The organism is Streptomyces sp. NPDC093071, assembly GCF_044754545.1.
In the GTDB taxonomy this organism is placed as follows: domain Bacteria; phylum Actinomycetota; class Actinomycetes; order Streptomycetales; family Streptomycetaceae; genus Streptomyces.
Window position 1 is genome coordinate 636021 of record NZ_JBIVPH010000004.1, and the last position, 17827, is coordinate 653847.

Genomic DNA, 17827 nt, shown 5'->3' on the forward strand with positions numbered 1-17827 from the left:
CGAAGGACCCGCACCCGCCGAAGCACCCGCACCCGCACCCGTAAAGCCCCGGCGCCGACGACGCCGCCGTACCGAAAGAGCCGCACGTGTCCGCTTCCGCCTCCGCTTCCACGTACTCCGAACTCCGCGCCCAGCTCGCCACCCTCACCACCGAGGCCTTCCGTCCCGAGCTCGCGGAGATCGACCAGCTCCCGACCCTGGAGATCGCCCGCACCATGAACGGCGAGGACCAGACCGTCCCCGCCGCCGTCGCCCGGCAGCTGCCCGCCATCGCCGCCGCCATCGACGCCACCGCCGAGCGGATGGCCCGCGGCGGCCGTCTGATCTACCTGGGCGCGGGCACCGCCGGCCGCCTCGGCGTCCTCGACGCCAGCGAGTGCCCGCCCACCTTCAACACCGACCCCGCCGAGGTCGTCGGGCTCATCGCCGGCGGCCCCTCCGCCATGGTCAAGGCCGTCGAGGGCGCCGAGGACTCCAAGGAGCTCGCCGTCGAGGACCTCACCGCGCTCGGGCTCACCCCCGACGACACCGTCGTCGGCATCTCCGCCTCCGGCCGCACCCCGTACGCGATCGGCGCCGTCGAGCACGCCCGCGCCCTCGGCGCGCTCACCGTCGGCCTGTCCTGCAACGCCGACAGCGCGCTCGCCGCCGCCGCCGAGCACGGCATCGAGGTCGTCCCCGGCCCCGAGCTGCTCACCGGCTCCACCCGGCTCAAGGCCGGCACCGCCCAGAAGCTCGTCCTCAACATGATCTCGACGATCACGATGATCCGGCTCGGCAAGACCTACGGGAACCTGATGGTCGACGTCCGCGCCTCCAACGAGAAGCTCCAGGCCCGCTCGCGGCGGATCGTCGCACTGGCCACCGGCGCGCCCGACGAGCAGATCGAGGCCGCCCTCGCCGCCGCCGACGGCGAGGTGAAGAACGCGATCCTCATGATCCTCGCGGACGTCGACGCCCCCACCGCCGGCAAGCTCCTCGCCGACTCCCGGGGCCACCTGCGCGCCGCGCTGCACGCGAAGACCGCCTGAGCCCTCCCCCCTCCCCCACGCACAGCAAGGCACCACCGCACCATGAGCACAGACGACAAGAACCGCGCCGTCGCCGCCGCGATCCTCCCCCTCGTCGGCGGCGCCGGGAACATCACCTCCGTCGCCCACTGCATGACCCGCCTCCGCCTCGGCCTGCGGGACCGTTCGCTCGTCCGGGACGAGGAACTCAAGGCCCTGCCGGCCGTGATGGGCGTCGTCGAGGACGACACGTACCAGATCGTCCTCGGGCCGGGCACGGTCGCCCGCGTGACCCCGGAGTTCGAGGCCCTGGTGGCCGAGGCGCCGACGACCGAGACCCTGGCGGACGGTGCCCCGGTGCCCTCCGCCGACGACCTCGCGGCGCAGGGCGCGGCGATCAGGGCGGCCCGCAAGGCGAAGAACCAGACCCCGTTCAAGCTGTTCCTCCGCCGGATCGCGAACATCTTCGTCCCGCTGATCCCCGCCCTCATCGGCTGCGGCATCATCGCCGGCCTCAACGGCCTCCTGATCAACCTCGGTTGGCTCCCGGGCGTCACCCCCGCCCTCGCCGCGATCGCGAGCGGCTTCATGGCCCTCATCGCGGTCTTCGTCGGCTTCAACACGGCGAAGGAGTTCGGCGGCACGCCGATCCTGGGCGGCGCGGTCGCCGCGATCATCGTCTTCCCGGGCGTCGCCAAGGTCGACGCCTTCGGCCAGCCCCTCTCCCCCGGCCAGGGCGGTGTGCTCGGCGCGCTGGGCGCGGCGGTCCTCGCGGTGTACGTGGAGAAGTGGTGCCGCCGGTGGGTGCCGGAGTCCCTGGACGTCCTGGTCACCCCGACGCTCACGGTCCTGGTCTCCGGCCTGGTCACGATCTTCGGCCTGATGTTCGTCGCGGGCGAGGTCTCGACCGCGATCGGCACGTTCGCCGACTGGCTCCTCGCGCACGCCGGCGCGGGCGCGGGCCTCCTCCTGGGCGGTCTGTTCCTGCCGCTGGTGATGCTGGGCCTGCACCAGGCGCTCATCCCGATCCACACCACGCTCATCGAACAGCAGGGCTACACCGTTCTGCTGCCCATCCTGGCGATGGCGGGCGCGGGCCAGGTCGGCGCGGCCATGGCCGTCTACCTGCGGCTCCCCCGCAACGGCTCCATCCGCCGCACCATCAAGTCCGCCCTGCCGGCCGGTTTCCTGGGCGTCGGCGAGCCCCTGATCTACGGCGTCTCGCTCCCGCTGGGTCGCCCCTTCGTCACCGCCTGCGTGGGCGGCGCCTTCGGCGGCGGCTTCGTCGGCCTCTTCAGCATGTGGGGCGCCAAGGTCGGCTCGACCGCGATCGGCCCGTCGGGCTGGGCGCTCTTCCCGCTCCTCGACGGGAACAAGGGCCTGGGCGAGACGATCGCGATCTACGCGGGCGGCCTGCTCACCGGCTACCTGGCCGGCTTCGTGGCCACGTACTTCTGGGGCTTCGGCGCCCGGCTCCTGGAGGAGTTCAACGTGGACACGGACGCGGCCCCGGAGACGCTGGTGGCCGCCTCGCCGACCCCGCCGGGCCCCGGACGGGACGGCGGAGAGAACCCCGGACAGAACCCCGAGCCGAACCCCGAACAGGAACCGGCCAAGGTCTGACGCCCGCACGGGAACGCCCCTGTACGGAAACGCCCCTGTACGGGAATGCCCCCGGGGACGCCCTCCGCACGTCCGCCACCCCCGTACGGGGACGCCCCCCGCACCTCCGTCACCCCCGTACGGAAGCCCCCGGACGCTCCCTAGACTTCCCGCCCATGACGACCACGCAGCGCATCGCCGCCGACCTCGCCCCCACCGGAGTCCTCCGCGCCTCCGTCAACCTCGGGAACCCGGTGCTCGCCCAGGGCACCCCCGAGAACCCCTCCGGGATCACCGTCGACCTGGCTCGGGAGATCGGGGCCCGGCTCGGGGTCGGGGTCGAGCTGCTCTGCTTCGACGCGGCGCGGAAGTCCTTCGAGGCGATGGCGGACGGACGGGCCGACCTCTGCTTCCTCGCCGTGGACCCGGCGCGCGAGGCGGAGGTCGCCTTCACCGCCCCGTACGTCGTCATCGAGGGGGTGTACGCCGTACCGCGCGACTCCGCGCTCACCACGGCCGAGGAGGTCGACGCCCCCGGCGTCCGGATCGGGGTCAAGAAGGGCTCCGCCTACGACCTGTTCCTCACCCGGACCCTCGCCCACGCGACCGTCGTGCGCGGCGAGGAGGGCGTCGACGTCTTCCGGGCCGAGTCCCTGGAGGCGGGCGCGGGCATCCGGCAGCCCCTGACCGCGTACGTACGGGAGAACCCCGACCTCCGGCTGATCGAGGGCCGTTTCATGGAGATCCGCCAGGCGGTCGGCACCAGCCTCTCCCGCACCCCGGAAACCCTCGCCTTCCTCCGCGCCACGATCGAGGAACTGAAGACGAACGGCTTCGTCACGGACGCGCTGCGCCGCTCCGGCCAGGACACGGGCCTGCTGGCCCCGCCGGCCTGACGGAAGCGGCCCCGTGCCGCCCGTACGACGCCCGAGGGCGGCACCCCCACCAGGGGGTGCCGCCCTCGTTCGCGTTCAGCGATGAACCGCCGATCCCGGGATCAGGAGATCCCCGAGGATCAGAAGTCCATGTCACCGCCCGGCATGCCGCCGCCGGCCGGCGCGGCGGCCTTCTCCGGCTTGTCGGCGATGACGGCCTCGGTGGTGAGGAACAGCGCGGCGATCGACGCGGCGTTCTGCAGCGCGGAGCGCGTCACCTTCGCCGGGTCGATGATGCCCTCGGCGATGAGGTCGACGTACTCGTTGGTCGCGGCGTTCAGGCCGTGGCCGACGGGCAGGTTGCGGACCTTCTCCGCCACGACGCCGCCCTCGAGGCCGGCGTTGACGGCGATCTGCTTCAGCGGGGCCTCCAGGGCCAGCTTCACGATCGCGGCACCGGTGGCCTCGTCGCCGGAGAGGTCGGCCTCGAGCTTCTCGAAGACGGTCGACGCCTGGAGCAGGGCCACGCCACCGCCGGCGACGATGCCCTCCTCGACGGCCGCCTTCGCGTTGCGCACGGCGTCCTCGATGCGGTGCTTGCGCTCCTTGAGCTCGACCTCGGTCGCGGCACCGGCCTTGATGACGGCCACGCCGCCGGCCAGCTTCGCGAGGCGCTCCTGGAGCTTCTCGCGGTCGTAGTCCGAGTCGCTGTTCTCGATCTCGGCGCGGATCTGGTTCACGCGACCGGCGACCTGCTCGCTGTCACCGGCACCGTCGACGATGGTGGTCTCGTCCTTGGTGATGACGACCTTGCGGGCGCGGCCCAGCAGGTCGAGGCCCGCGTTCTCCAGCTTGAGGCCGACCTCCTCGGAGATGACCGTGCCGCCGGTGAGGATGGCGATGTCGTTCAGCATGGCCTTGCGACGGTCGCCGAAGCCCGGGGCCTTGACCGCGACGGACTTGAAGGTGCCGCGGATCTTGTTGACGACCAGGGTCGACAGGGCCTCGCCCTCGACGTCCTCGGCGATGATCAGCAGGGGCTTGCCCGACTGCATGACCTTCTCCAGGAGCGGGAGCAGGTCCTTCACGGAGGAGATCTTGGAGTTGACGATCAGGAGGTAGGGGTCGTCGAGCGACGCCTCCATGCGCTCCATGTCGGTGGCGAAGTACGCCGAGATGTAGCCCTTGTCGAAGCGCATGCCCTCGGTGAGCTCCAGCTCCAGACCGAAGGTCTGGGACTCCTCGACGGTGATGACGCCTTCCTTGCCGACCTTGTCCATCGCCTCGGCGATGAGCTCGCCGATCTGGGTGTCGGCGGCGGAGATGGAGGCCGTGGAAGCGATCTGCTCCTTGGTCTCGACATCCTTCGCCTGCTCGAGGAGGGCGCCGGAGACGGCCTCGACGGCCTTCTCGATGCCGCGCTTGAGGGCCATGGGGTTGGCACCGGCGGCGACGTTGCGGAGGCCCTCGCGGACGAGCGCCTGGGCGAGGACGGTGGCGGTGGTCGTACCGTCGCCGGCGACGTCGTCCGTCTTCTTGGCGACTTCCTTGACCAGCTCGGCGCCGATCTTCTCGTACGGGTCCTCGAGCTCGATCTCCTTGGCGATGGAGACACCATCGTTGGTGATCGTGGGGGCGCCCCACTTCTTCTCGAGGACGACGTTGCGGCCCTTGGGGCCGAGGGTGACCTTGACGGCGTCAGCGAGCTGGTTCATGCCGCGCTCGAGACCGCGCCGGGCCTCCTCGTCGAACGCGATGATCTTGGCCATGTGAAGTGGTCCTCCCGGACATGGGGTGGATAACGCTCCAGGACCGCGCCGACGCCCGCGACGGACGGCCTCCGCATCTCCGCGTGGTTCCTTGCCCCACCCGGCCGGCGGCCTCGTCTGCCCGATCCTCGTAGCACTCTCACCTTCCGAGTGCTAACGCCAATGATTAGCACTCGCCCTAGGAGAGTGCAAGCGACTCTCGGGTTTCGGGAAGGGGCGGCTGGGGTCAGAGGGGTCCGGGAACGCGCGAGGGGCCCGCGTCCCCTGGGGGATGCGGGCCCCTCGACGGCGTTGCGTCGGTGGCCGATCGCGCCTCGCTCAGACGGCGAGCTTGACCATGTCCGCCTGCGGACCCTTCTGGCCCTGCGAGATCTCGAACTCGACTCGCTGTCCCTCTTCGAGGCTGCGGTAGCCATCCATCTGGATCGCGCTGTAGTGGACGAAAACATCCGCACCACCGTCGACCGCGATGAAGCCGTAGCCCTTCTCCGCGTTGAACCACTTGACGGTGCCCTGAGCCATGCCTAACTCCCCTGTTACTGGCCCTTGCGCGGGGCCGCACTTCACGAACCCCGGGTCAGACCCTGCGCCGGAACGCGTCGACCGCCGCTGAATGTATCTGTCCAACTGCCCTCTGCAACAGGCCATTCGGGCGAGAATTCTGGGCAGCGCGGAAAGGAGGATTGGGGAGATTCCCCTGAATCGCGGGGCAAGTCGGGCCCGGCAAAGCGCGCAGAAGGTGCACAACGCGCACACAGTTTGACTGCTTCTTGTCAGGTCGAGGCGCGTTTTCATATGCGCCCGGCATGAGCAGCGGAGGGGACTTCCCCAACTCTACCGCGCTCAACCATGCAGAATTGCCCCTTCCGCTTATGGACGCGGAAGGGGCAATTCAAGAAAGTCGGGACAACGGGAACCGCCCGTCGGATACCGCTCGGCGGATACGGCTCAGCAGCCGCCGGCGACCGCCGGGATGATCGAGACGCCGGAGCCGGCCGGGGTGGCCGTCTCCAGGCCCTGCTCGAAGCGCACGTCGTCGTCGTTCACGTAGACGTTCACGAAGCGGCGCAGCTTGCCCTGGTCGTCCAGGACGCGGGCGGCGATGCCCGTGTGGTTCTTCTCCAGGTCGGCGATGACCTCGGCGAGGGTCGCGCCCTCGGCCTGGACCTCGGACCGGCCGCCGGTGTAGGTGCGGAGGATGGTGGGGATGCGGACGTTCACTGCCATGACGTGCGTGACCTTTCGGAGGGCCGGAGGGCCGGGGTACCGGGTGCCGGAGAGCCGGGGTGCCGGGGGATGCTTCAGTGCGCCAGGCCGGCGTCGCGGAAGGCGTCCAGGCTCGGGCGGATGGTGACGGTCTCCCGAGAGGTGTCGGCCACCGCGTCCAGGGTCTTGAGCCCGTCGCCGGTGTTGATGACGACGGTGGTGAGCTCCGGGTCGATGAGGCCGTTCTCCACGAGCTTGCGCGCGACGCCGACGGTCACGCCGCCCGCGGTCTCGGCGAAGATGCCCTCGGTCCGGGCGAGCAGCTTGATCGCGTCGACGACCTGCTCGTCGTTCACGTCCTCCACCGCGCCGCCGGTGCGGCGGGCGATGTCGAGGACGTACGGGCCGTCGGCCGGGTTGCCGATGGCGAGCGACTTGGCGATCGTGTTCGGCTTCTGGGGCCGTACGACCTCGTGGCCCTCCTTGAAGGCGACCGACACCGGGGAGCAGCCCTCGGCCTGGGCGCCGAAGATCTTGTACGGCTTGTCCTCGACGAGGCCCAGCTTGATGAGCTCCTGGATGCCCTTGTCGATCTTGGTGAGCTGGGAGCCGGAGGCGATCGGGATGACGATCTGGTCGGGGACGACCCAGCCGAGCTGCTCGCAGATCTCGTACGCGAGCGTCTTGGAGCCCTCGCCGTAGTACGGGCGGAGGTTGACGTTCACGAAGCCCCAGCCCTCGCCGATCGGGTCGCCGATGAGCTCCGAGCAGAAGCGGTTGACGTCGTCGTAGTTGCCCTCGATGGCGACGAGGTCGCCGCCGTAGACGCCGGCCATGACGACCTTGCCCTCTTCCAGGTCGTGCGGGATGAACACGCAGGAGCGGAAGCCGGCGCGGGCGGCGGCGGCGCCGACGGCGCCGGCCAGGTTGCCGGTGGAGGAGCAGGAGAGGGTGGTGAAGCCGAAGGCGCGGGCGGCCTCGATGGCCTGGGCGACGACCCGGTCCTTGAAGGAGTGGGTCGGGTTCCCGGAGTCGTCCTTGACGAAGAGCTTGCCGGGGGCGACGCCGAGCTCGCGGGCGAGGTTGTCGGCCTTGACGAGCGGGGTCCAGCCGGGGTTCAGGTTCGGCTTCTCGGCGACGTCGGCCGGGACGGGCAGGAGGGGGGCGTAGCGCCAGATGCTGGCGGGGCCGGCCTCGATGCGCTTCCGCAGTTCCTCGGGGTCGCCGGCGGGGAGGTCGTACGCGACTTCGAGCGGGCCGAAACAGAGCTCGCAGGCGAAGATCGGGCCGAGGGCGAAGACTTCACCGCATTCGCGACAGGAGAGCCCGGACGCGGGACCGAGGTCGACGGTGGTGGCGGGTGCGACGGTCTGAACAGCCATGGAGGGGAGGCCCTTTCTCCTCATCTTTCTCAATGGCGAATTTTTCGCCATGAGACGGATTTGGCACCTTCCCTAGCCGGGGGCCCCGATGGATCACGAGACGAACCGACTGGAGGGTTGCCGGGGCTTCAACGGGCCGTTTCCCTCTGCCCCTCTGGATGAGCGGTATTCGATTGTGGGGAGGGCCGGGACTTTCGTTCCTGCGCTCCGACGCGTACGCCACCCCGACGTGCACGGGGTCGCTGCGTTGTTCAAGACTGTAACCGAAGGCCCGGGTGCTTGGACGGCCCGTCCGAACCGCGAGATGGAGATCACGTGCTGGAAGAGGTGGAGCGCTGGCTGTCCCGGCGGTCCTGGTCCGTGGCGGACCGGCCGCTGGAGCGGATCCTCGCCGCCAAGCGTGCGACGACGGTCAGCGTGGTGCTGCCCGCGCTGAACGAGGAGGCGACCGTCGGGGACATCGTGGCCGTGATCCGCCGCGAGCTGATGTCGGAGGCGGTGCCGCTCGTCGACGAGCTGGTGGTGCTCGACTCGGGTTCCACGGACCGGACGGCGGAGGTCGCGGCGGCGGCCGGGGCGCGGGTGGTCGCGCGGGACGACATACTCCCCCGGATACCGGCCGTGCCCGGCAAGGGCGAGGTCCTGTGGCGGTCACTGATGGTGACGAGCGGGGACGTGGTGTGCTTCGTCGACGCGGACCTGCGGGACTTCTCCGCGGACTTCGTGACGGGGATCGTGGGCCCGCTCCTGACCGACCCGGACGTGGACCTCGTCAAGGCGATGTACGACCGCCCGCTGGACGGATCCCCTGGTCAGGGCGGCCGGGTGACGGAGCTGGTGGCGCGCCCGCTGCTCAATCTGCACTGGCCGCTGCTGGCCGGCTTCGTGCAGCCGCTCGGCGGCGAGTACGCGGCCCGCCGCTCGCTCCTGGAGCGGCTGCCCTTCCCGGTCGGTTACGGAGTGGAGCTGGGCCTCCTCGTGGACGCGCTGCACACGGTGGGCCTGGACGGGCTCGCGCAGGTGGACGTGGGGGTCCGCAAGCACCGGCACCAGGACGGGCGGGCGCTCGGCCGGATGGCGGCGACGATCTACCGGACGGCGCAGCTGAGGCTGTCGCGGGGGCACATGGTGCGGCCGCTGCTGACGCAGTTCGAGCGGGGCGAGCGGGGCTTCGAGCCGCGGACGTACGCGGTGGACACGGAGGAGCGGCCGCCGATGGCGGAGATCGCGGAGTACGCGCGGCGACGCGTGGCGTAACGCGACCTTATGACCCGTTTTACATACATTCACTGTCCATGGATTCCATGGGCTTCGGACGACGTACGGGCAGGGCGCTGGCGGTGGCGGGCCTGACGGTGGTGGCGTGGGCGCCCGCGGCGGCGGACGCGGCCCCGGCGCCGCCGGTCCCGGCCCACGCGTCCCCGGCCCACGCGTCCCCGGCGCCGGGCGCACCGGGAAAGGCGGTCACTCCACCCCACCCCCGGGGGAACGGGGAACGCCTCTGGCTGCTCGGCGGCCTGGTGACGGCGCTCGCGGCGGCGGGCCTGGTGGCGAGGGCGGCCCTGCGCGACCACCCCGCCCCCTGAACCCCCGGGGGTTCCCGCTGACCCTCCGTGGCCGGATCACCCTCGTCTTGTATACGTACGTTTGAGCGTTTCCGGGACGGGCTAGGTTCGCCACATGGCTACTGTGCTCGTGGCATCCAACCGGGGTCCCGTCTCGTACGTGCTCGGCGAGGACGGCTCGCTCGACACCCGCAGGGGCGGCGGCGGCCTGGTCTCCGGCCTGAGCGCCGTCTCCTCGCAGGACAGCGTGTGGGTGTGCGCGGCCCTCGGCGAGGGCGACCGGGAGGCGGTCCGGCGCGGGGTCGGCGAGCCCGGCGTGCGGATGCTGGACATCGATCCGGACGTGTACGCGGACGCGTACAACGGCATCGCGAACTCGGTGCTGTGGTTCCTCCACCACCACCTGTACGACGTCCCGCGCGAGCCGGTGTACGACGCGGAGTTCCGGCGCCGGTGGGAGTCGTACCGCGCCTACAACCGCGCCTTCGCGGAGGCGCTGGCCGGGGCGGCGGACGAGGGGGCGGCGGTCCTGGTGCAGGACTACCACCTGGCGCTGGTCCCCGGGCAGCTCCGGGAGCTCCGCCCGGACCTGCGGATCGCGCACTTCACCCACACGCCGTGGGCGTCCCCGGAGTACCTGCGGATGCTGCCGGACGACGTCCGCGAGGAGCTGCTGTGGGGGATGCTCGGCGCGGACGAGCTGGGCTTCCACACCTCGGCCTGGGCGGAGGCCTTCGCGGCGGGCGCGCGGGTGGAGGGCACCGGGACGCGGGTCGCGGTGCATCCGCTGGGCGTCGACGCGGAGGAGCTGCGGGCGCTCGCGTACCGGCCGGCGGTGGATGAGCGGCTGGCGGAGCTACGGGCCGAGGTCGGCGACCGGAAGACCATCGTCCGCGTGGACCGCACCGAGCTGTCGAAGAACATCCTGCGCGGCCTGCTGGCCTACCGCGAGCTCCTGACCACCCGCCCCGAGTGGCGCGGCCGCGTGGTCCACCTGGCGTCGGCGTACCCCTCGCGGCAGGACCTGGAGGTGTACCGCTCGTACACGACCTCGGTGGCGGCCCTCGCGGAGGAGATCAACGCGGAGTTCGGCACGGAGGACTGGACGCCGGTCCTGGTCTCGGTGAAGGACGACTTCACCCGCTCCCTCGCGGCCTACCGCCTCGCGGACGTGGCCCTGGTGAACCCGGTCCGCGACGGCATGAACCTGGTGGCCAAGGAGATACCGGTGGTCTCGGAGCAGGGCTGCGCCCTGGTCCTCTCCCGCGAGGCGGGCGCGTACGAGGAACTGCGCGAGGACGCCCTCACGGTGAACCCCTTCGACGTCTCGGAGACCGCCGAGGCCCTCCACACCGCCCTGACGATGCCCCCCTCCGAACGCGCCGACCGCACCAAACGCCTGGCAACGGCGTCGACGGCCCTGCCGCCCCAGCGGTGGTTCCTTAACCAGTTGGAGGCGCTCGGGAGGACGTCGTAGGGCCTGACGCGGGGCGGTCCGGCTCCGCCGCTGCACCTGCCGAACTACGCAATGCCGGCGTTCGACGCCGAGGGGCGGCCGGTGGGCTACGCGTACGGCAACACGGTCGAGAGCGGGGACCGGTGGTGGAAGAGGATGAGCGGCGTGGACCCCACCCCCGCCCTCACCCGCTCCCCGACCCTGACCCTGATCCTGGTCCTGGTCCTGGTCCTGAAGGAGATCGGCGCGCCGCATCCACGACGAACTCCTGGCCGGTCGCGACGAGGCGTACGTGTCCCTGATGGTCAACGCGTCGGCCGGCGACGGAAAGGTCCGGCGGGTCTACGAATCCTGGGGCTACGAGGCGATCGGCACGAGCCGCCCGTCCCCGGAGTCCCCCGTGCTCACCGCGATGATCCGGCCGACGGGGGTCGGTGCCTGACGGGGACGGGACTCACTCGTCGCCGTCGTCATCCCCGCCGTCGATGACGGTCAGCCCGGCGCCCCTCCGCGTGTACGGGTCGGGGGCGTCGGCCGGGATGCCCTGGACGGCACGGCCCTGGGCAGCTCCGTTGCCGTTGAACGCGAAGTCGGGCCGGATGCGCCAGTTGCGGCCGTCGGGGTAGATGAACCCGGCCTCGGAGAGCTGCTTGAGGCTGCGCGAGACCGAGGACTGGGCCATGCCGACCTGCTCGGCGAACTTCACCTGGCTCTCGACGATCACCAGGCCGTGGTCCTTGCGGTTCTGAAGCGCACACATCCGGTGGAACAGCTTGTACGCGCTGACACTCAGGTCGGCGTCCGCAAGCGCCATGTGAGCCGCGTATCCCATTGTGGTGAACCCTCCTCCCCGGAACCAGAGACTTCCCGTGACGGAGACCGAGGAGTGAACAGTCAGGTCGGCGATCTCACCGGTGGTCCTGTTCACGGTTTCAATCCGAGTAACCCTTCGGCCTGCACGCACAGAGTACCCCCACGGGTGAATAGAAGGCAGGCAGAACTGCATGAGATGATGCAGCCCCGACCGGTTTTCATCCAGCTCTGGATACTCTAGCGGAAAATTCCAGTACTGGATGATGTCATCCAGTACTGGAATCCAGTGGGAGCGATCTCGCAGGTCAGCGGCCCGGCCCGGTCGTTCCGTCTTGAGTACACAAGGGGCACCCGCCGTACGGGAGCGTGCGGGCCGTCGCGGGTCGAGGCCGGGATGGCCATAGGAAGCGCGGCCGGGGCCGGTGGGTGGTTGCCGTGCACACGTGGCGGGTGCTCCTTCGGCTCGCCCGCCGTCTGGGCGGGCTTTCGTGGGCCGGGGTCACGGCGGGGCGGGGCTCAGCGTCGGATGGCTTCCACCACGCTCAGGCGGCGGGCCCGTAGGGCGGGGAGGAGGCCGGCCAGGAGGCCCGAGGCCGCGCTGACGGCCAGGCCGACCGTGGCCGTGGACAGGGACAAGGGGGTGAGGGGGAACCCTCCGAGCGTGCTGCCCAGGGCCGCGCCCGCGGCACGGGAGAGGATCGCCGCGAGCAGTACTCCGGAGGCACCTCCGGCGAGGATCACCAGGGCCGTCTCCGTGAGTACCAGCCAGGCGATGACGCCTGGGGAGGCCCCGAGGGCGCTGCGCAGGCCGAACTCCTGGGTCCGCTCGCGCACGCTCATCAAGCTGACGTTGGCGACCCCGAGGACGCCCACCCCGAGGGCGACCGCTCCGATCACGCCGAGGACGGTGCTTAGCGAGCGGGTCGCGGCGGCGAAGTCGTCCGCGCGGTCGACGCGTTCGGCCGTGGCCTGCGCCGCCGGGTGCCCGGCGGAGGCCAGGACCCGCTTCAGCGTCGCCGGCACCGTGTCCTTGCCCGCGCCCGAAGCCCCGTCGCCGGAGAGCAGATACGTCTGTACGGAGCCGGCCGGGCCGGAGAGCCCCGCAAGAGCGGGATGCACGCCGTCGGCGCGCGCGGAGTGGAGCGGTACGAAACCGAGGTCGCCCTCCGACTGGAACCGCATCAGCGGACCGTCCGCCGCGACCCCCACGATCCGCAGCCGCAGGTCGGTGGGCCGCCCCACCAGCAACTCCCCGCCGATCAGCGACGAGGCGTCCGCCACCCCTCCCCCGGTGGCCGTCAGGCTCCTGAGCGCGCCGGGCGAGAGCACCACGGGCAGGGCGCCGTCCCGCGCGTCGTCCTCGGTCAGCCACCGGCCGCCGCTGAGCGGCACGGGTGCCACGTCGGCGATCGAGGGGTCGACGGCGAGCAGCCCGAGGACCGCGGAGGGCGCCGGTCCGGAGGTGGAATCCCGCACCCGGGCCTTCACCTCGCCCACCCGTACGGCCCGCCCCCACGCCCGGACCCCGGCGCCGGGCGCCCCGGCCGCCGAGGCCGAACCGGCCAGCAGCACCTCCGAAGGGGCGCCCTGGGCCGTCACCCGCCAGGTCCCGGCCCGCCCCTGGGTCAGCTCCACCGTCTCGGTCATCGACTGCCGTGCGCCCTGGCCCAACTGCATCACCAGCGAGAACGCCGTCACCGCCACGCAGATGCACAGCCCGGTCACCAGCGACCGCAGCCGGTTGACCCTGATCTCCTCCAGGCTGCCGGTGAGGATCCGCCTCCACATCATCGACTCCCCGCCTCCGTCCGCCCGTTCGCCTCGTCGGCGATCTCGCCGCGCACCAGATGGATCCGCCGGTCGCAGCGGTCCGCGATCTCCAGGTCGTGCGTCACCAGGACCAGCGACCGGCCCTGGTCGGCGACGACCGAGAGCAGCAGGTCCACGATCTCGTTGCCCGTGTCCGGATCCAGCGCCCCGGTCGGCTCGTCCGCCAGTACCACGCGCGGTGCGCGCATCAGCGCGCGGGCGATGGCCACCCGCTGCTGCTGCCCGCCCGACAGTTCCGCCGGGCGGGCGTGCTCCTTGCCCGCCAGACCCACGTCCGCCAGCAGCCTGCGGGCCCGGCGGCGCCGACCGCGCCACTCGGCGACGCTGCCGCACAACTGGGGCAACGCCACGTTGTCAAGGGCATTGTGACGAGGCATCAGGAGATAGTCCTGGAAGACGAAGCCGAAGGTGGCACCGCGGAACCTGGCCACCTGGGCCGACTTCCTCGCCCACACGTCCCCGCCGTCCACGCGAAGGCTGCCCCGCTGCGGCGGCGTCAGCGCTCCCAGGACGTTGAGCAGGGTCGACTTCCCCGACCCCGACCGGCCGAGGATGGCGACGGACTCGCCCGCGCGTACTTCCATGGACACGCCGCGGAGCACGTCCAGGGTGGTGCCGTCCGGCTGGTCGAAGGAGGCGTGGCAGTCGGTCAGGCTGAGGGTCACCGCTGCTCCTCCGAGCGGGCGAGGACCGTCTCACCGGGCCGGAGCCCTTCGGTGATCACGTACGCGAGTCCGTCGGTGGGGCCCAGCACGACGGTCCGGTCCTCGGTGCCGCCGTCCGCGGTCCGTACGGTGACCAGACCCTTCTCCCCGGCGGCCAGCCGGATGGCCGAGGCGTCCAGGACGGTGGCCCTGGGCAGGTCGACGACGGTGATGGCCATGGTGCCGACGAGCCCGGCGTAGACGCGTACGGAACTCGGGACCGCGCAGGACGCGGAGATCCCGGACGCGTCCTCCGCACCGCCCGCTCCGGCGGTCGTACCAGCACCGGCGGTCGTACCAGTGCCCCCGGTCGCACCGGCACCGCCGGTCGCACCCGCGCCCTCCGCCGTACTCGACCCGCCGACTCCCCCATCAGGTGCCGCCCCAGCCCCTTCCCCCGGCTCCGCGCCGCGGTACGTGACGGGCGTGCAGGAGAACTCGGCCGGGCCTCCGGTGATCTTGATGACGGCGGCAGCCCGCGCGGCCTGCGGGGTGTCGAGCCGGTACATCAGGACCGGCGGCACCGCGGCGGACGTCTCGAACCCCTCGGGCCGTACCTCGGCACCGCCCCCCGTCCCGAGGACGAAGCGGCCGGCCGCCGGGGCGGTGATGGTCCGGGTCCGCCCCCTCGCGGCGGAGACCTTCGCCTCCAGCCGGGAGATCTGCACGTCCAGCTTCTCCAGCTCCTGCCCGGCGACCAGTCGGGTCCTGACCAGTTCGCTCCCGGCGGTGGCCTTCTCCTCGCCGGTGGCCTTGCGGTGGTTCTCCTCCGCCTGGTCCACGTCGACGTCCAGCAGCCTGGCCCGGTCGGCCCGCTCCCGCCGGGCGTCGGCCAGCTCGGTCTCCATGTCGGCCAGGCTCTTCTCCCCGGTCGCGGGGACGTGGCGGCCGAGCACCGTGCCCTTGGCGACGCGCGTCCCGTCGGCCACGGACCATTCGGCCTCGCGCGCGTCGGACGGCCCCACCGGGTGCGGCTGCCGCGCCCGGATCTGGGCGTCCAGGGTGACCACGGACCGGAAGGGGCGTTCCTGCACGAGGTGTTCTACGGGCGCGGGCCCCCCGGAGGAACGCTCCCCCGGCTCCTCGGAGTCCACGGCCAGAGCAGCGGCAACCGCGGCGGCGGCGACCACGACGACCGCGGCACCGATGGCGATTCCCCGCGCGGATCGCGCCTTCGCGCGCCCGGCTCGGCGCTTGCTCACTTCACGCCCGCGCAGTTGGCGACGTGGTAGTCGCGCGCCTCCTGGACATCGCCGAGCTCGACCTTGTCGGCCAGCGTCCGGAAGTAGTCGGCCTGCTCCGCCTGGCCGCGGTCCTCGTTCGTCTTGGGCAGCGCGGCGAACTTCTCGAAGGCCGGGCCGCTCTTCTCGCCCTTGGCCACGGCGTCCACGACCGCCTTGATCGTGCGGCAGTCGTCCCGGGTCCTGAGGGTCTCCAGGAGCAGTTCGTCGGTCACCTCGAAGCCGCTCCGCTCGCCCTGCTTCCGTAGCATCTCGACCTCCGCGGGGTCGTACGCGGCGACGGCGTCGGCCGCGTCGGAGCCGCTCCCGCAGGCCGTGAGCGCGAGGGAGAGGGCGAGGGCCGCCCCGAGGGCGCCGAATCCGCGACGGGCCGTGGTGCTTCGCATGGACACGAGATGTTTCCTTTCCGACATGGTTCTATGCTATCCATAGAACCATGCGATCCAGTCAACTACTCAAGGGAGCCCTTGAGCTGGCGGTTCTCCTGGCGCTGGACCGACGCAAGTCGTACGGCCTGGAGTTGGTGGAGCGGCTGCGCGACGCGGGGCTGCGGGACGTCGCCGACCCGTCCGTCTACGGAGTGCTGCGCCGCCTGGAGAAGGACGGCATGTTGACCGCCTCCCTGGTCCCCTCCACGGCCGGCCCCGCCCGTAAGTACTACGAGCTGAGCGGGTCCGGGCGAGAGGCCCTGGCGGAGGCGAACGGGGAATGGGCGCGGCTCGCGGGAGCGATCGAGCGCCTGGCCGACAGAACGGAAGGGAATCCTGAATGAACGCCGTCAGCGGGCCGGTGGCCGAGCGGGACCGGATGGACGAGTACGTGGCGGAGGTCGCCGACCACCTGTTGGCCCTTCCGCACCGCGAACGGGCCGAGACCGTCGCCGATCTGACCGCCCATCTGCGCGAGGGCGCGTCCGTGGAGGACCTGGAGAGCCCCGCCGCGTACGCGCGGCAGCTCGCCGAGGAGGCGGGGGCGCACAACCGGCCCCTCACCTTCATGGGCCTGACCTCACGGTCCTGGCCCACTCCCGGCGAGTGGGTGGCCTCCGGCCTGCGCGGGGTGGCCGCGCTCTACCTGCTGGCGATCCTGTGGTCGGTGACCCTCGGCATCGGGTCGGACGTGATCGCCGCGGGCGGCCCGCTGCTCCCGGCCCTGGACCACGGCGTGGGGGAGGTCATGCGGGTCCCGCAGATATCCGGGTCCGAGCGCCTCGGCGCCCTGGTCCTGCTGCCCCTGTCCTGGGTCGCGGGCCAGCTGGCGACCGGTCTGCTCCTGGAGCGGAACCCGGCCTGGCGGGGACGGCTGCGCGTGGCCACCCGTGGGGCGGTGGCCGTACTGGCCCTGGTGGCCGTCTACATCGTCGCCGACCTGTTCCGCTGAGCAGGCCCGCTCCACGGGAGCCGGCCCGCTCCGTCGATGCCCCCGCATCCGCGACGCTCCCTGCCCCGTGGGGCGGGGAGCTGGCACACTGGGGGCGGGGTGCTCGGACAAATTGGCGTTGTCCGAGCACCTCGCCCTTTCCGGCGGTCGCGGCGCGGAAGGATCAGCGAATTCAGCGGGTTCAGCAGCTTCAGTAAGTGATGCTGCCGGAGACGTCGGTGACACCGTTGCCCGGCAGGATGCCGTTGGTGTCGGCCGACCAGTTGCGCTTCATGGCCAGACGGAAGCACTTGCGGCCCAGGCTCGACCAGGCGCCGCTCTTCTTCTCGTGGATGGTCTTCTCGCCACCGGCGGTGCCCAGGTCGTGGCAGTTGATCAGCGTGACGCCGACGCCGCCGGCCGGACCGTTGCCGACGTAGACGGAGACGTCGCCGCTGGTGGTGCGCTGGGTGCTGAAGTACTTCATCTTGCCGCCGCTGTCGACCTCGCCGCTCCACGTGGCGTAGGCGGCGGAAGCCGGGGTGGCCATCAGAACAGCGGTGGCGGCGGCGGTGGCGACCGCCGCGAGAACGCGTCCTCGACGCATGATTTCTCCTCGTTTCGGAAACTGCCGCTGACTGCGGCGAGACGAGATCTTGTCATGGCCGAAAGACACTCCCTGACACCTCGACAGGGGCGGGGGATTCCCTTACGCGAAAGCGGAGTAGTTCATTCTGAAACGGGTGAAGTACCACGCGCCGACAGCGCACCCAAGGCTATGACCAGCGAAAAGGCTCAAGATCCACTCCACATGGGCCGGTCAATCACCTTCAACCGCCTTGCGCACGAGTGAAGTTGCAACACCGCCCGACGGGCAGGAGGAAGCTTCCGAGATAAGACCCAGATATCCGATTGGGAAATTCTCGTCCGCTATCTGAGGAATATACCGAAGGGCCGGACTTTGCCCGGCAAAGCTTCCCGCGCACAGCAAATCCGTTGAGTGGTCCACCTCACA

18 protein-coding genes, 1 pseudogene and 1 riboswitch are annotated in these 17827 nt (G+C 71.3%); of the genes and pseudogenes, 9 read left to right on the forward strand and 10 right to left on the reverse strand.

Translation table 11 applies throughout. The features are described 5' to 3' along the window. The first annotated feature begins 86 nt into the window (after nt 1–86). The 3 genes from murQ (at nt 87) to ACIQD7_RS19975 (ending at nt 3508) form a co-directional block, all read left to right on the forward strand. Complete coding sequence (gene murQ / locus ACIQD7_RS19965; RefSeq protein WP_402443078.1) at nt 87–1031, forward strand: N-acetylmuramic acid 6-phosphate etherase; 945 nt, start codon at nt 87–89, stop codon at nt 1029–1031. A 42-nt stretch (nt 1032–1073) separates the two neighbouring features. Next, entirely contained in the window at nt 1074–2633 is a 1560-nt protein-coding gene (locus tag ACIQD7_RS19970) for a PTS transporter subunit EIIC (RefSeq protein WP_402443079.1), read from the forward strand. A gap of 155 nt (nt 2634–2788) precedes the next feature. Next, entirely contained in the window at nt 2789–3508 is a 720-nt protein-coding gene (locus ACIQD7_RS19975; protein ID WP_402443081.1) for a transporter substrate-binding domain-containing protein, read from the forward strand. Between the two features lie 119 nt (nt 3509–3627). On the opposite strand, the gene groL is transcribed toward ACIQD7_RS19975, so the two are convergent. From groL to thrC, 4 genes are all read right to left on the reverse strand, one after another. Next, on the reverse strand, nt 3628–5256 hold the full coding sequence (groL, locus tag ACIQD7_RS19980) for a chaperonin GroEL (RefSeq protein WP_062753193.1): 1629 nt from the start codon (nt 5254–5256) through the stop codon (nt 3628–3630). 318 nt (nt 5257–5574) lie between these two features. Continuing rightward, on the reverse strand, nt 5575–5778 hold the full coding sequence (locus tag ACIQD7_RS19985; protein ID WP_015035246.1) for a cold-shock protein: 204 nt from the start codon (nt 5776–5778) through the stop codon (nt 5575–5577). Nucleotides 5779–6204: 426 nt separating this feature from the next. Continuing rightward, nucleotides 6205–6483 carry a MoaD/ThiS family protein gene (locus tag ACIQD7_RS19990; RefSeq protein WP_125658059.1) on the reverse strand — a complete coding sequence of 93 codons (279 nt, stop codon included), beginning with the start codon at nt 6481–6483 and terminating at the stop codon, nt 6205–6207. A 74-nt stretch (nt 6484–6557) separates the two neighbouring features. Further along, a complete protein-coding gene (gene thrC / locus ACIQD7_RS19995; RefSeq protein ID WP_402443084.1) occupies nt 6558–7844 on the reverse strand; it encodes a threonine synthase in 1287 nt (428 codons plus the stop codon). A 17-nt stretch (nt 7845–7861) separates the two neighbouring features. After that, nucleotides 7862–8009: riboswitch (SAM riboswitch) on the reverse strand. Between the two features lie 150 nt (nt 8010–8159). Between thrC and ACIQD7_RS20000 the strand changes: the two genes are divergently transcribed. The 4 genes and pseudogenes from ACIQD7_RS20000 to ACIQD7_RS20015 all read left to right on the forward strand — a co-directional run bounded on the left by ACIQD7_RS20000 (nt 8160) and on the right by ACIQD7_RS20015 (nt 11307). Further along, entirely contained in the window at nt 8160–9101 is a 942-nt protein-coding gene (locus ACIQD7_RS20000) for a glucosyl-3-phosphoglycerate synthase (RefSeq protein WP_402443086.1), read from the forward strand. A 38-nt stretch (nt 9102–9139) separates the two neighbouring features. Continuing rightward, entirely contained in the window at nt 9140–9430 is a 291-nt protein-coding gene (locus ACIQD7_RS20005) for a hypothetical protein (protein ID WP_402443088.1), read from the forward strand. 94 nt (nt 9431–9524) lie between these two features. Beyond that, nucleotides 9525–10886 (forward strand): trehalose-6-phosphate synthase, encoded by a 1362-nt coding sequence (locus tag ACIQD7_RS20010; RefSeq protein ID WP_402443090.1) that lies wholly within the window; start codon nt 9525–9527, stop codon nt 10884–10886. A gap of 51 nt (nt 10887–10937) precedes the next feature. Further along, nucleotides 10938–11307: pseudogene (locus ACIQD7_RS20015) on the forward strand (GNAT family N-acetyltransferase). 12 nt (nt 11308–11319) lie between these two features. On the opposite strand, the gene ACIQD7_RS20020 reads toward ACIQD7_RS20015, so the two are convergent. The 5 genes from ACIQD7_RS20020 to ACIQD7_RS20040 form a co-directional block, all read right to left on the reverse strand. Further along, nucleotides 11320–11679 (reverse strand): hypothetical protein, encoded by a 360-nt coding sequence (locus ACIQD7_RS20020; protein ID WP_402443092.1) that lies wholly within the window; start codon nt 11677–11679, stop codon nt 11320–11322. 515 nt (nt 11680–12194) lie between these two features. Beyond that, nucleotides 12195–13469, reverse strand: coding sequence for an ABC transporter permease (locus ACIQD7_RS20025; RefSeq protein ID WP_402443093.1), 1275 nt, complete (start codon nt 13467–13469; stop codon nt 12195–12197). Beyond that, nucleotides 13466–14173 carry an ABC transporter ATP-binding protein gene (locus ACIQD7_RS20030; RefSeq protein WP_402443094.1) on the reverse strand — a complete coding sequence of 236 codons (708 nt, stop codon included), beginning with the start codon at nt 14171–14173 and terminating at the stop codon, nt 13466–13468. The genes ACIQD7_RS20025 and ACIQD7_RS20030 overlap by 4 nt, the downstream gene beginning before the upstream one ends. Next, entirely contained in the window at nt 14170–15414 is a 1245-nt protein-coding gene (locus tag ACIQD7_RS20035) for a hypothetical protein (RefSeq protein ID WP_402443096.1), read from the reverse strand. The genes ACIQD7_RS20030 and ACIQD7_RS20035 overlap by 4 nt, the downstream gene beginning before the upstream one ends. Beyond that, the gene (locus tag ACIQD7_RS20040) at nt 15411–15839 is read right to left on the reverse strand and encodes a hypothetical protein (RefSeq protein ID WP_402443098.1); all 429 of its coding nucleotides are present in this window, start codon (nt 15837–15839) and stop codon (nt 15411–15413) included. Before ACIQD7_RS20040 ends, ACIQD7_RS20035 begins: the two co-directional genes overlap by 4 nt. A gap of 50 nt (nt 15840–15889) precedes the next feature. Between ACIQD7_RS20040 and ACIQD7_RS20045 the strand changes: the two genes are divergently transcribed. Beyond that, nucleotides 15890–16225 carry a PadR family transcriptional regulator gene (locus ACIQD7_RS20045; protein ID WP_402443099.1) on the forward strand — a complete coding sequence of 112 codons (336 nt, stop codon included), beginning with the start codon at nt 15890–15892 and terminating at the stop codon, nt 16223–16225. Then, nucleotides 16222–16833, forward strand: coding sequence for a hypothetical protein (locus ACIQD7_RS20050; protein WP_402443101.1), 612 nt, complete (start codon nt 16222–16224; stop codon nt 16831–16833). Before ACIQD7_RS20045 ends, ACIQD7_RS20050 begins: the two co-directional genes overlap by 4 nt. 190 nt (nt 16834–17023) lie before the next feature. On the opposite strand, the gene ACIQD7_RS20055 is transcribed toward ACIQD7_RS20050, so the two are convergent. Beyond that, nucleotides 17024–17419 (reverse strand): hypothetical protein, encoded by a 396-nt coding sequence (locus tag ACIQD7_RS20055; RefSeq protein WP_402443103.1) that lies wholly within the window; start codon nt 17417–17419, stop codon nt 17024–17026. Nucleotides 17420–17827: the final 408 nt, after the last annotated feature.